The sequence below is a fragment of the Phaeobacter sp. JH204B genome, from assembly GCF_048055755.1.
In the GTDB taxonomy this organism is placed as follows: domain Bacteria; phylum Pseudomonadota; class Alphaproteobacteria; order Rhodobacterales; family Rhodobacteraceae; genus Phaeobacter; species Phaeobacter bryozoorum.
The window spans coordinates 86,947-100,526 of record NZ_JAYMXF010000026.1 but is presented as its reverse complement, the minus strand read 5'-3'; the positions used below and the strand labels follow the sequence as shown (position 1 = coordinate 100,526).

The following is a 13,580-nucleotide window of genomic DNA, read 5'->3' as shown; positions in this document are numbered from 1 at the left end:
GGGCCGCTTTTAGCTTGGAAAGGCAACAGATGTCCTGGACAGACGAGCGCGTCGAACTGCTCAAGAAAATGTGGGGCGAAGGGCAATCTGCAAGCCAGATCGCCAAGGAACTCGGCGGCGTGACACGCAACGCCGTGATTGGCAAGGTGCATCGCCTGGGACTGTCCAACCGCAACAGCGGTACGGCCAAACCGGCAGCCGAGCCCAAGGAAAAGCCCGCCGCCGCGCCAAAGCCAGCGCCAGCCGCCGCTGCTGCGGCTCCGGCCAAGCCCAAGCCGCAGCCCAAGACCGAACCGGCCCGCCCGGTAACGCCCGAGCCTGCGGCCACCGGCGACGCCCGGAGCGCGACGCCTGCGCGCCGTCAGATCATCCCGGCCGGACAGCCACTGCCGCCGCAGCCCTCGGCCAATGAGATCAGCCCAGAAGCGCTGGCCAAGGTCAATGAGATCGAGAAGAAGGCCAAGAAGCTGTCGCTGATGGAGCTGACCGAGCGGACTTGCAAATGGCCCGTAGGTGACCCCGCGACCGAAGATTTCTGGTTCTGTGGCCTGCCGGTCCAGCAGGGCAAACCCTATTGCGAAGCGCATGTTGGCGTGGCCTTCCAGCCGATGAGCGCGCGCCGCGACCGCAAACGCTGAACCGCCTGAAACCACCTGCCAGCTGGCCTTGGGTCTGAGCGGCAGGTCGTGTGATGTAAAACAGCGCCCAGGATGTCTCCGGGGCGCTGTTTTCATGCTTGGGGGGAGCGGTTCGAGGCCCCTCCCCCCCCGCGCCCGCAGGCGGGCGATCAGATCGGATCAGATCAGCCTTTCTCCGGCGCCGAGGATGTGAAGTTGGGGATCACGCTCTTGGAGGCATCGGCGGGTTCGATTTCGGGCCAGTTGCCCTCGGCGAGGTTGATGTTGCCGGGAATATCCGCTTCCCAGAAGCCGACGACGTTCTTGGTGATGTTGAGATAGAGTTTGTCATCCACGATGCGCCAGAGGTTCGGGTTGCCCGGAACCTTGCCGCCCTTGGAAACGCCATAGGCACAGTGGCCATCATATTGCGGCGCGTAATACTCGGGGTTGGCAGCAAATTTATCGCGGTTCTCGGCGCTGGAGAAGGCGAAGGTGGCGCCGTTATGCTCAGCCGTGAAGGCGGCATTGCCGGGCACCGCTGCGGGCTGGGCGTTGCCGACAGGGTTCTGCGCCAGATCACGATAGGCCACCACATCGTAGCCCGAAACGGCAAAGCCGGTGTTGTCGACATATTGATCCCCGGCAAAGGCAGGCAGACCAAAGGAGGCAGCGGCCAGGGCGGCAAAGAGAATGCGTTTCATAGACTATCCTTTTCAAAGGCGCGAGCCATCGGACCCGACAGAAGCGGAACGCCGACCATCCGGGCCGGGCTGTTCAGACACTAGCCAGAGATCGCAGGCGATGCGAAGGGGGGCTCACGTCCCTGTGTCCAGTGCGGAGCCGCCGTGATCTGACGCGGGGATTTGTTACAACTGGCAGGCCGCAGCCCTCCCCGGTCAAGAAAAAGTGTATGCCACAGACCTTCCAGTCATTGGAATTTTGCGCGACCTGATTATCTGTTGCAGGATACGGCGCGGCCCCCCTGCTGGGGGACGCTGCGCCACCATCACCTGATCCATTCAAAAACCCTTTCATAACAAGGCCAACAGATGAGTGACACAACCTATACCCCACCGAAAGTCTGGACCTGGGACCAGGAGAGCGGTGGCCGCTTTGCCTCGATCAACCGCCCGATCGCCGGTGCCACCCACGACAAGGAGCTGCCGGTCGGGAAACACCCCTATCAGCTTTATTCGCTGGCCACGCCCAATGGGGTGAAGGTCACGGTGATGCTGGAGGAGCTGCTGGCCGCAGGTCACAAGGGGGCTGAATATGACGCCTGGCTGATCAATATCGGCGAAGGCGATCAGTTCGGGTCCGGCTTTGTCGAGGTGAACCCCAATTCGAAGATCCCGGCGCTGATGGATCGTAGCGGCGACACGCCGGTGCGGGTGTTTGAATCCGGCTCGATCCTGGTGCATCTGGCGGAAAAATTCGATGCCTTCCTGCCAAAGTCCGGGGCCGCGCGCGCCGAGGTGATGAACTGGCTGTTCTGGCAGATGGGCAGCGCGCCGTATCTCGGCGGCGGCTTTGGCCATTTCTACGCCTATGCACCGGAAAAATACGAATACCCGATCAATCGCTTCTCGATGGAGGCCAAGCGTCAGCTGGATGTGCTGGACCGCCAGCTGGCCGAGACCCGTTTCATCGCCGGTGAGGATTACACCATCGCCGATATGGCGATCTGGGCCTGGTATGGTCAGCTGGTGCTCGGGCGGCTTTATGAGGCAGCGGAATTCCTGGATGTGGAAAGCTATACCCATGTGCTCCGCTGGGCCAAGGAGATCGATGCGCGTCCGGCCGTGTCCCGTGGCCGCATGGTGAACCGTGCCTTTGGCGAGCTGCACACCCAGCTGCGCGAACGCCATGATGCGTCGGATTTCGACACCAAGACGCAGGACAAACTGGAACCGGCAGAGGCCGACAGCTGACCGCGGGCGGGGACGGCCCCGCCTACCACCATTGCAGAAGACACTGGACATCGCGGCGCCTAACCGGGCCGCGATGTTTCTGTTTGAGACCCGCAGACCTGCCGCCCTAGCTGAGCCGGGGCGGATTTTCAGGATCCCGTCCGGGGGCAGAGGGCAGTTTCGGTTCTGCCGGTTGCGGCAGATCGAACCGCAGTCCCACCTGCGCCAGCCGCGCCGCCATCGCATCGCTGCTGGCAAAGAAACCCACATCCAGCGCACCCGCCTCAACCCCGGAGAAGGTCAGCGCCTCTCCGACCGCCTTGGCCAGCGCGGGCTGCGCGGCGTCCCTGGCATCGACAAAGCCCAGCAGATGCCCCTGCCCGCCGCCGCGATAGTTCAGCCCGACCAGATAGGCGGCCTGAGCCAGCCCAACGGCGGTGGCCAGCTTGGTGTCCAGCGCGGTGACCAGCACTTCCGGCAGGCCTCCGGGGGCGGTGATCGCCTCGATTTCGGCGTCAACCTCGGCAGGCATCTGGCCGAGCGTCTCATGCAGCCAGGCCACCGCCTCGGCCGGGATCAGGATTGCCGAAGGTGCCACATCCAGGTTAACGCCAAGGCCGATGTTTGCGCCTGCGCCCTGCCCTGCCAGCATCTGCACCACAACCCGCCCCGACAGCGCAGCATAGGGCACGATGCGACCGGCGAATTCCGCGAGCCGGTCCTCGCGGTCAAAAACCAGCGCAAAGGTCCCCTCCTCCGTCTCGAACAGCTCGGGCGCGATACTGTCGCCCTCTGCCTCGCGGGCCAGCATCAGGAACAGCTCGCTATCAGCCAGCCGTTCGTAGAACCGCAGGCGGGCCGCGTCATCCTGCGGCGCGGCCAGCATCGCGGCATGGCTGGTGTCCAGAGGGGTGGCTTCGGTCATGTTATCAGCTCCTGAACCCGGGCGCGCAGGACCGGCAGCAGATCGGTCTCGAACCAGGGATTGCGTTTCAGCCATGCGGTATTGCGCCAGGACGGATGTGGCAAGGGGAAGTCCTGCGGCGCGTGGTCCCGCCAGCTCTCCACCCGCGCCTGAACCGGCTGTTTGCCACCCAGGTGATAGCTGTGGGCATAGGCCCCGACCAGCACACGCAGGCCGATATTGGGCAGGCTGGTCATCACCCGGTCGTGCCAGGTATTGCGACAGATGGCAGGCGGCGGCAGGTCGGCTTTCTTCGGCGAATAACCCGGAAAACAAAAGGCCATGGGCACAATGGCCACCAGCGACTGGTCGTAGAATTGCGCCTCACTCAGACCCAGCCACTCACGCAGGCGATCCCCGGAAGGATCGGTGAAGGGGCGGCCGCTGTCATGGACCCGCGCGCCGGGCGCCTGACCTGCGATCAGGATGCGGGCGGCGCTGTCGAACCAGGCGACCGGACGCGGGCTGTGTCTGGTGCTGGTGGCGGCAAAACGTGCAGCACAAAGGCGGCAGGCGCGAATCTCCTGTCGCAGCTGATCAATTGTCGTCATATCTGACCCTGCCATCCACGCCTCAGGCCCCGTTTTTCGCCCCGCGTAACCGGCGTCCAGGGCCTCTGTCATCCGGCATCGACCGCCATCTTCCGATCAAAGCCCCGTCACTTGGTTAAGGGAGCGTTGCCAAAACCCGTAACAATTGGACATAATATGGTCCAAATAGCAGCCTATGTCGTTAACACAAATCTGTTAGTGCAGTCATAAGGCCGCCGGGATCCGCCTGGCGCATGATGAGGATCAGAGACCCCGAACGGGGCCGAGAGCAGCACCGGAACCCGCGATGCTTGAGTTTGAAAACGTGAGCAAGTCCTTCTGGACCGGCACCCAGCGCAAGGTGATCCTTGACCGGGTGTCCTTTCGCGTTGAACTTGGTAAATCCATGGGGGTGCTGGCGCCGAATGGCACCGGCAAGACCACATTGATCAATATGATGGCGGGGCTGGAAAAACCCGACGAGGGCGATATCCGCCGGGGCTGCCGGATTTCCTTCCCCCTCGGCTTCATGGGTGGCGTTATCAACCGCCTCTCGGCGATGGCCAATGCCCGCTATATCGCCAATCTCTACGGGCTGGATCCCGATTATGTTGAGGCCTACTGCCGCTGGCTCTGCGGTCTGGGGGAATATTTCGACCAACCGGTCGGCACCTATTCCTCCGGGATGCGGGCGCGGTTCAGTTTTGCACTGATGCTGGCGCTGGATTTTGATATCTTCCTCATCGACGAGGGGATGCCCAGCACCACGGATGTGGAGTTCAACAAGAAGGCCGGCGCCATCCTGCAGGAGCGGCTGGAAACCACCACCATCATCATGGTGTCGCACCAGCCCAAGACGCTGGAGAAATTCGTCCGCTCTGCGGCTGTTCTGGTTGATGGCCAGTTGCATATGTTTGAAACCTTGGAAGAAGCGAAACAGCTCTATGACTACCAAACCCAAGGCGAGTAAATTCCGCGTCCGCCGGAGCGGCACCACGGCAGCGCAGCCTGCCGCCGCGCGCCCCGTGCCGCCACCGGGCGCCGCTCAGGCTGGCGCTGGCGCCCTGTCTGCGAGTGTAGCAAGCGCGGCGAGTACGGCGAGTGCAGCAGCGGATAGCGCTACGGTCAAACCGACAGCCGCAGATGAGCCTGTCATCATCAAGGAACCCGCCGCCGCGCAATCCGGCAACGCGAAGCCCGGCAAGCCGTCCACCAATCTGGATGACATCCGCAAGGAAGGGCTGACCGGCCGTCAATTGCGACTGGCGCGCCGCATCGCCCAGAAGAACAACCTGGCCGCCACCTCTGATTTCGACGCGGTCCGCCAGCTGCGACTAAAGGGCATCGATCCGTTCCAGCGCGCCAATATGCTGGAGCTTGTGGTCCAGCCCAACAAGGCCCAGCCGACGGGCAGCCCGCCTGCCCCGGGCGGCGTGCAACTGCCGCAGACAGTCCCCGTCGGCAAGATATCCCTGCCCGCCCAAGAGCTGAGCCCTGCGGAGCGGCGCAACCGGGAAATCAAGCAAATTCAGCGCGATATCGCGCGCCGCCGTCGCCGCCGGTTGCTTCTGCTGGGCGCGCGTCTGGCGTTTTTCGTCATGCTGCCCACGCTTCTTGCGGGATATTATTTCTACAGCGTCGCAACACCGATGTATGCCGCGAAATCCGAGTTCCTCGTGCTCAAGGCTGACAGCGCAGGCAGTGGTGGCGGTCTTGGCGGGTTGCTCAGCGGCACCCAGTTTGCCACCAGCCAGGATTCGATCGCGGTCCAGAGCTATCTGCAATCGAAGGAGGCGATGCTGCGGCTGGACCGCGAGATCGGATTCAAGTCGCATTTCACCCAAGAGTGGATCGATCCGATCCAACGGCTGAACGACAACCCCACCAATGAGGAAGCCTATAAGACCTATTCGCGCCACGTGAAGATCGGTTACGACCCGACCGAAGGTGTGGTCCGCATGGAAGTCACCGCAGCCGATCCGCAGATCTCGGCGGAGTTTTCGCGCAAGCTGATCAGCTATGCGCAGGAAAAGGTGAACCAGCTGTCGGTGCAAAAACGCTCCGATCAGGTGGGGGATGCCGAAACCGCGCTGGAGATGGCCGAAGAAAAACGCCGCAATGCCCAGGAAACACTGGTGCGGCTGCAACAGCGCGGCACCGTGCTGGACCCCGAAGGCGTGATCATGTCGCTGCGTTCGCAGATCAGCACCTTTGAACTTCAGCGCCAGGAAAAGGAGCTGGAGCTGGCGGCCCTGCTGGACAATACCCGCCCAAATCAGGCCAAGGTGGATGGCGCGCGCGCCGATATCGCGCGGCTGAACAGCCTGATCCAGCGGCTGAACGATCGCATGATTGACGCCTCGGCCGGCGAAAACTCGCTTGCCAGCCTGACGGTGCAGATCCAGATGGCGCAGGCTGATCTGGCGACCCGCGATCTGATGCTGCAATCGGCGCTGCAACAGGTTGAACAGACCCGCATGGAGGCAAACCGCCAGGTGCGCTATCTCACCACGGCGGTAGAACCCGTTCCCAGCGAGGAAGCGACCTATCCCCGCCGATTTGAAAATACGATTTTGGCATTCCTGATCTTTTCCGGTATCTACCTGATGTGCTCGCTTACTGCGTCCATCCTCCGAGAACAGGTTTCGTCATAACGCCATGAAAAATATTTCCGTCGCCGATCTCAGCATCGGTAATGACCGCCCGCTGACCCTGATTGCAGGACCCTGCCAGCTGGAAAGCCTCGATCATGCCCGCATGATCGCGGGCCAGATGAAAGAGGCCTGCGCCAGATACGGCGCGCAATATGTGTTCAAGGCGTCCTACGACAAGGCCAACCGGACCTCGCTCTCCGGCAAACGCGGGCTGGGCGTCGATGAGGGGCTGAAGGTGCTTCAGACCATCGCCCGCGAATTTGATGTGCCGGTGCTGACCGATGTCCATACCGAGGCGCAATGCGCGGTGGCGGCTGAGGCCGTGGATATCCTGCAAATCCCGGCGTTTCTGTGCCGCCAGACCGATATGCTGCTGGCCGCAGGCAGGACCGGCAAGGCCGTGAACATCAAGAAGGGCCAGTTTCTGGCGCCCTGGGATATGGCCAATGTGGTCGCCAAGGTGGAAAGCACCGGCAATGAGAACATCCTTCTGACCGAGCGCGGCACCTCCTTTGGCTATAACACGCTGGTGGCGGACATGCGCTCGCTGCCGCAGATGGCGCAGGGCGGCTACCCGGTGGTGATGGACGCCACCCATTCGGTGCAACAGCCCGGCGGCAAGGGCGGCTCCACCGGTGGGCAGCGCGAATTTGCGCCGCTGATGGCGCGGGCGGCAGTATCGCTTGGCATTGCGGCGGTGTTCATCGAAACCCACGAAGACCCGGATAACGCGCCCAGCGATGGGCCCAACATGATCTACCTCGACCAGATGCCGAAGCTGATCGAGACGCTGATGCGTTTTGATGCCCTGGCCAAGGCCGATCCCATCCGCATCTGATTGACAAGAGAGCCGAGTGACATGACCAAACCCATCCCCGAGGTGCGCCCGAACACCTGGAGCTTTCTGCGCGATCCGATGATCACGCCCACCGGTTTTCGCGAATATGACGCGCGCTGGAAATACCCCGAGGAAATCAACCTGCCCGGCATGACTGCGCTGGGGCTGGGACTGGGCACGCAGATGCACAAGCGCGGCATCCCGCCGGTGATCGCCGTGGCCAATGACTATCGCGACTATTCCGTCGCCATCAAACAGGCGCTGATCATCGGCCTGATGCAGGCTGGCATCGAGGTGCGCGATATCGGCCCGGCGCTGTCGCCGATGGCGTATTTCGCGCAGTTCCATCTGGATGTGCCTGCCGTGGCCATGGTCACCGCCAGCCACAACCCCAACGGCTGGACCGGGGTCAAGATGGGCTTTGAACGCCCGCTGACCCACGGCCCGGACGAAATGGGTGAGCTGCGCGATATCGTCCTGAATGGTGAGGGCGTAGCCCGTCCCGGCGGCTCCTATCAGTTTGTGGATGGCGTAAAAGAGGCCTATCTGGACGATCTGGTCGGGGATTTCAAAATGTCTCGCCCGCTGAAGGTGGTCTGCGCCACCGGCAACGGCACCGCCTCAGCCTTTGCGCCGGAGCTGTTTGAGCGCATGGGCGTTGAGGTGGTCGATAGCCATAACAGGCTGGATTACAGCTTTCCGAACTACAATCCCAATCCTGAAGCGATGGAAATGCTGCACGACATGTCCGCCAGCGTAAAAGCCTCGGGCGCTGACATGGCGCTTGGCTTTGATGGCGACGGCGATCGCTGCGGCGTGGTGGATGATGAGGGCGAGGAGATCTTTGCCGATAAGGTCGGCGTCATCATGGCGCGGGATCTGAGCAAGATTTACCCGAATGCGACCTTTGTCGCGGATGTGAAATCCACCGGGCTGTTTGCCTCCGACCCCGAGCTGAAGGCCAATGGCGTGACGGCGGACTACTGGAAAACCGGTCACAGCCACATGAAACGCCGGGTGAAGGAGATCGGCGCGCTGGCAGGGTTCGAAAAATCCGGCCACTACTTCCTCGCCGAACCTGTGGGCCGGGGCTATGACTGCGGCATGCGGGTCGCGGTCGAGATCTGCAAGCTGATGGATCGCAACCCCGACAAGAGCATGTCGGATCTGAGGAAAGCACTGCCCAAGACCTGGGCGACGCCGACCATGTCGCCCTATTGTGCCGATACCGAGAAATATACCGTGCTGGAGCGGCTGGTGGATAAACTGGTCGCCAAGGCCGAGGCGGGCGAGACGCTGGCAGACCGACCCATCAAGGAAGTCGTCACCGTGAACGGTGCGCGTGTGATCCTGGATAACGGCTCCTGGGGGCTGGTGCGGGCATCCTCCAATACGCCGAACCTCGTTGTGGTCTGCGAAAGCAGCGAGAGCGAGGCCGAGTTGCGCCAGATCTTTGCCGAGATTGACGCGGTCATCCGCACCGAACCGCTGGTCGGGGACTACGATCAGACCTTTTGATCATTCCGACAACTGAGATAAAAACGCCCGCCATTGGCGGGCGTTTTTATTTGTCGGCACTGTGGGATCTGGCCACTCGAATCTGGCGGCTGGATCAATCGCCGCCCAGAAGCCGCAACAGCTGATCCTTGGCCTCTTTCTCGATCCGGTCGCGGATGGCCTCATTGATGTCCTGTTCCGGCGCGATCTCGGTATCCAGCTCTTCGGCCAGCTTTTGGCGCAGGCGATCCTTGGCCTGTTGTTCCACCGCGTCGATTTCCGGCTCCAGCGCGCGTTTCAGATCCGGCCGAATCTTGGGATCGCTCCAGGGACCGGTGATCGCAACGGGGATCGACAGACGGGTGCTGCCGTCGCCGCGTTGCAGGCTCGGGGTGAACAGGTAGTCCAGATCCCGAGCCCCCAGCCCGATGCGGCCTTCTCCTTCGGCGCGCAACCCGCGCAGGCTCAACAGCAGATCCTGATTGAGCAGATTGCCGCCCTCGATCGTATAGCTGGCGGTCAGCCGGTCAAAGAGGGTGCTGCCGCCATTGCCGCTGCCGCTGCGCATCAGTTCTTCCAGATCGAAGCCGGTAAAGAACCCCTTGCCGACCTCCAGCCAACCTTTGCCGCTGAGCGAGAACATAATCTCTGCCACCGAATTGCCGACCCCCAGATATTCCAGCTCGCCCAGCGCCTCACCATTGAGGCGGTCATAGCCCATGGTCTGCCCCAGCGCCTGTTCCAGCCGGATATCCTGAAAGCCCAGCTTACCGCCGACCGACAGCCCGTTGCGATTGTTGACCACCAGCTGCCCCTGCAACTGACCGTCAAAGACCGTGGCTGGCTGGAATTTCAGAACCGCACGCGACCGGTCAAGGGTCAGGTCCAGCGAGCTGGGCCCAAGGCGGACAGATCCGGTCTCCACCCCCTGCACCTCCAGCGAAATCGCGGCATTGAGCGCGGCGAGCCAGCTGAAGTCCATCGGCGTGCGCGACCAGCCATCGCTGACCGGATCGTCACCATTGCCCGCAGCGGCGGCGGCCGGCAGATCGGCCTCTCCCGAGGGCAGCAGCGCCGACAGATCCAGCTGATCCCCGCTGAGCCGCGCCGTCACCATCGGCACATCGCCCAGCACCACGTCGGCAGCTCCGCGCAGCCTGTTGGCATCCACCTCCAGCGTCAGATCCCGCAGCGCCAGCCGCCCGTCGGGGGTATAGGTGAGATCAGACCCGATGAGCCAGCTGTCCACCGCCGGGGTCTCGATCCCCTCTGCCGCACCAAGCACCGCAAGGCTGCGCGCCAGATCGGTGCTCTTGCCGGTCACCCGCCCGGTGGCGGCGCCATTGATATCCGCCCGCCCGTCAAAGCGCAGCTCCGTATCGTCAGCGCTAAGCGACGCCCCGACCGAGGCGACCTGACCCGCGAGGAAGGCCTCGAACGTGCCGATTTCGGCGGCGATCTGCACCGGCGCTCCGGCCGGGCGCAGCGTCACATCGGCAATCACGGTGCCCGTGGGATCAGGCCATTGCAGCGCCAGGTCGACCTGTTTCATCTCAATCGGGGTTTCGCCATGGGGGGCGTAGCGCAGGCTGGCACCGGTGAGGGTCAGCGCCTCGATGCTGATCGGCAGGCTTTCCATCGTGCCGGAGGGGGCCGCCGGGGTCTCCGCCGCGCCGGATGTGAGTGGCTCAAGCACCCAGTTGCCGGTGCCATCCGCGCGGGTGCTGAGGTTCAGCTGCGGCAGGACAGCCGACAATTCGGTGATCCTGACCTGACCGCGCAGGAGATCCGCCGCCGCAACCCCAATGGTCAGCCGTTCCGCCGTCAGCATCGGCTCAGGCCCAGCCCAGGGCGCGTTTGACAGCGCCACACGGTCTGCCTTCACTCCCAGCGTCGGCCAGAGCGTATATCCCACGCGCCCGCCAAAGGTGACCGTGCGGCCGGTCTGCTTTTCGATCTGGGTTGCCGCCAGCTGGGCCAGCTTCTCCCCTGGCAGCAGTAACAACCCAGCCAGCAGCAGCACCAGCGCCACCACCAGCGCCGCAATGACCCGGATTATCAGCCTCATCACCCCACTCCTCTTGCCTTGCCCCCGTATTCCCCACGGGGTTTTGCGCAGCTTACCGCCTGCGCGCAGGGGTGCAATGCAGGAAGCCCCCGCGCAGCATCAAAGGTTTGCATGTTTGCATCAGAGGTTTATCGCAACCGGAACCGCTGGCGCAGGCCCAGACGCGCGAGGGCGACAGCACAGGTCACAGCACAAAATCGCCCGCTCTTCGCGTCTCACTTGCGCTCGGGATCACTATGGCTGTTCCGCAGGTTACGGGCTCTGGCCTGCCACCTTCAACACAGGAAGCTCGATATTGCACCGCCCCGCTGCACAGGTGGTGACGCTGAATACCCCTGTTTTCCTTGCCTCCTGCCGCAGTCCTGATATATGCGCGCGCATGACACAGACACCCGGTTCAGCCAACCCGCCCAGCCTCCGTCCCGACCTTGCCCCGGAACCGCAGTTCCGCGACAAACCCCGTGACGGCCAGCCGACCCTCGGCATGGTGTCGCTTGGCTGCCCAAAGGCGCTGGTCGACAGCGAGCGGATCCTGACCCGGCTGCGCGCCGAAGGCTACGGCATCTCGCCCGACTACGCGGGCGCGGACGCGGTGATCGTCAACACCTGCGGCTTCCTCGACAGCGCCAAGGCGGAAAGCCTGGAGGCGATCGGCGAGGCGCTGAAGGAAAACGGCAAGGTGATCGTCACCGGCTGCCTCGGCGCCGAGCCGGACTACATCCGCGAGCATCACCCGCGCATCCACGCGGTCACAGGCCCGCATCAGTATGAACAGGTGCTGGACGCGGTGCATTCCGCGGTTCCGCCCTCCCCGAACCCTTATGTGGATCTGCTGCCCGCAACCGGTGTCAGGCTCACCCCGCGGCACTTCAGCTATCTGAAGATCTCCGAGGGCTGCAACCACAAGTGCAAGTTCTGCATCATCCCGGACATGCGCGGCAAGCTGGCCTCGCGCCCGGTGCACGCGGTGCTGCGCGAGGCGGAGAAGCTGGTGGAGGCCGGAGTGCGCGAACTCCTGGTGATTTCGCAGGACACTTCCGCCTACGGCCTCGACCGCAAGTATTCCGCGCATCCCTGGAAGGATCAGGAGGTGCGCAGCCATATCCTCGACCTCTCCCGCGAACTGGGCAAGCTGGCCCCGGCGGAGGACCTGTGGGTGCGGCTGCACTATGTCTACCCCTACCCGCATGTGCGCGAGCTGATCCCGCTGATGGCGGACCCTGAGAATGCGCTCTTGCCCTATCTGGACATCCCCTTCCAGCATGCCCACCCGGATGTGCTGCGCCGCATGGCCCGGCCCGCAGCGGCGGCCAAGACGCTGGACGAGATCACCGCCTGGCGCGCCACCTGCCCGGACATCACCCTGCGCTCCACCTTCATCGTCGGCTTCCCCGGCGAGACCGAGGCGGAGTTCCAGCACCTTCTGGACTGGATGGACGAGGCGCAGCTGGACCGGGTCGGCTGCTTCAAATACGAAAACGTCGACGGCGCGCGCTCCAACGATCTGCCGGACCATGTGCCGGAAGAGGTAAAGCAGGAGCGCTGGGAGCGGTTCATGGAGAAGGCGCAGGCGATTTCCGAGGCCAAGCTGGCGGCCAAGGTCGGCCAGACGATGCAGGTCATCGTGGACGACATCGACGAAGACGGCATCGCCACCTGCCGCACCAAGGCCGACGCACCGGAGATCGACGGCAACCTGTTCATTGACGAGGGGACCGAGGGGTTGCAGGCGGGTGATCTTGTGACGGTCGAGGTGGACGAGGCCGGGGAGTATGACCTGTGGGGACGAGTGATATAACTAAAGAGCGCGACTTCGAATTCTTCCAGAAGGCAAAGCACTATAGGCATGTACTTCAGATTCATCAATCAGATTTGCCTGACTGGCGAACTGATCTGCCGGATCTCGCTTTTGCATGTGACTGCGCGTTTTCTACTGTCGTTTCGGTCTTCGAGAGAGCTGAAAATATCTGTTTGCTCCAAATCGACAAAGACTTGCACCGCCGCGCCGCAGTTGCTGCATCAATGTTTCAGAATCTTGCGTTGGTTGAGGCCGCAATCGCAAATGGCCAGTATGTGGGCGCTTCGACGCTAATACGACAGGAACTTGAAGGGCTTGATGTCTTGCGTGGTATCCTTGATGGCAAACAGATCGATAGCAAAAACCCACGTATAAAAGCACTGCGCAATCTCGGATTAGGGAAAATCTACGGGTTGTTGTCCGGCATTGCCCATCTTACGTCGCACGACCGGCTATCCCACCTCACCGGCGGTCGTCCCTATAGATATGAAACTCAATATAATCGTAATTTCTGCGAACTTCTGGTCAATTGCCACGTGCTAGCCATGGCTGGATTAGCTACGATCGTGGCCTTCGACCACCGAAATCTTAGTCAAGAACACTTAACTGACTTAGAAAAACACCACAGTGCTCTTGCACTCTCTGTGCTTAGCGAGAATGGGTTTATGAATTTGGTCACTACCAGCGCCTGACCCTAGGTG

General features: G+C 62.5%; 12 protein-coding genes. 8 read left to right on the top strand and 4 right to left on the bottom strand.

Annotated features, from left to right (window positions below):
* Positions 1–29 precede the first annotated feature (29 nt).
* Positions 30–638: a GcrA family cell cycle regulator gene (locus VXL81_RS14550; RefSeq protein ID WP_340546177.1), complete on the top strand. Its 609-nt coding sequence runs from the start codon at positions 30–32 to the stop codon at positions 636–638.
* 164 nt (positions 639–802) lie between these two features.
* Here the strand turns inward: VXL81_RS14550 and VXL81_RS14545 are convergent, their stop codons facing one another.
* The gene (locus tag VXL81_RS14545) at positions 803–1,321 is read right to left on the bottom strand and encodes a YHS domain-containing (seleno)protein (RefSeq protein WP_340546178.1); all 519 of its coding nucleotides are present in this window, start codon (positions 1,319–1,321) and stop codon (positions 803–805) included.
* 348 nt (positions 1,322–1,669) lie between these two features.
* Between VXL81_RS14545 and yghU the strand changes: the two genes are divergently transcribed.
* Complete coding sequence (yghU, locus tag VXL81_RS14540; RefSeq protein WP_340546179.1) at positions 1,670–2,551, top strand: glutathione-dependent disulfide-bond oxidoreductase; 882 nt, start codon at positions 1,670–1,672, stop codon at positions 2,549–2,551.
* A gap of 106 nt (positions 2,552–2,657) precedes the next feature.
* On the opposite strand, the gene VXL81_RS14535 is transcribed toward yghU, so the two are convergent.
* Positions 2,658–3,455 (bottom strand): SseB family protein, encoded by a 798-nt coding sequence (locus VXL81_RS14535; RefSeq protein WP_340546180.1) that lies wholly within the window; start codon positions 3,453–3,455, stop codon positions 2,658–2,660.
* Positions 3,452–4,045, bottom strand: a complete 594-nt coding sequence (locus VXL81_RS14530) for a uracil-DNA glycosylase family protein (RefSeq protein WP_340546181.1) — start codon at positions 4,043–4,045, stop codon at positions 3,452–3,454. Before VXL81_RS14530 ends, VXL81_RS14535 begins: the two co-directional genes overlap by 4 nt.
* 286 nt (positions 4,046–4,331) lie before the next feature.
* On the opposite strand from VXL81_RS14530, the gene VXL81_RS14525 reads away from it, so the two are divergent.
* From VXL81_RS14525 to VXL81_RS14510, 4 genes are read left to right on the top strand one after another with little or no spacing between them, the layout of a single operon-like run.
* On the top strand, positions 4,332–4,994 hold the full coding sequence (locus VXL81_RS14525; protein ID WP_340546182.1) for an ABC transporter ATP-binding protein: 663 nt from the start codon (positions 4,332–4,334) through the stop codon (positions 4,992–4,994).
* Entirely contained in the window at positions 4,969–6,678 is a 1,710-nt protein-coding gene (locus VXL81_RS14520; protein ID WP_416554847.1) for a capsule biosynthesis protein, read from the top strand. The genes VXL81_RS14525 and VXL81_RS14520 overlap by 26 nt, the downstream gene beginning before the upstream one ends.
* A 4-nt stretch (positions 6,679–6,682) precedes the next feature.
* The gene (gene kdsA / locus VXL81_RS14515; protein WP_340546184.1) at positions 6,683–7,516 is read left to right on the top strand and encodes a 3-deoxy-8-phosphooctulonate synthase; all 834 of its coding nucleotides are present in this window, start codon (positions 6,683–6,685) and stop codon (positions 7,514–7,516) included.
* 21 nt (positions 7,517–7,537) lie between these two features.
* Positions 7,538–9,034: a phosphomannomutase/phosphoglucomutase gene (locus tag VXL81_RS14510; RefSeq protein WP_416539117.1), complete on the top strand. Its 1,497-nt coding sequence runs from the start codon at positions 7,538–7,540 to the stop codon at positions 9,032–9,034.
* 94 nt (positions 9,035–9,128) lie between these two features.
* Here the strand turns inward: VXL81_RS14510 and VXL81_RS14505 are convergent, their stop codons facing one another.
* A complete protein-coding gene (locus tag VXL81_RS14505; RefSeq protein ID WP_416554845.1) occupies positions 9,129–11,081 on the bottom strand; it encodes an AsmA family protein in 1,953 nt (650 codons plus the stop codon).
* A 379-nt stretch (positions 11,082–11,460) separates the two neighbouring features.
* Here VXL81_RS14505 and rimO point away from each other — a divergent pair, with 379 nt between their 5' ends.
* Both rimO and VXL81_RS14495 read left to right on the top strand, forming a co-directional pair.
* Positions 11,461–12,879 carry a 30S ribosomal protein S12 methylthiotransferase RimO gene (rimO, locus tag VXL81_RS14500; protein WP_416554843.1) on the top strand — a complete coding sequence of 473 codons (1,419 nt, stop codon included), beginning with the start codon at positions 11,461–11,463 and terminating at the stop codon, positions 12,877–12,879.
* On the top strand, positions 12,861–13,571 hold the full coding sequence (locus VXL81_RS14495) for a hypothetical protein (RefSeq protein WP_416541288.1): 711 nt from the start codon (positions 12,861–12,863) through the stop codon (positions 13,569–13,571). Before rimO ends, VXL81_RS14495 begins: the two co-directional genes overlap by 19 nt.
* Positions 13,572–13,580: the final 9 nt, after the last annotated feature.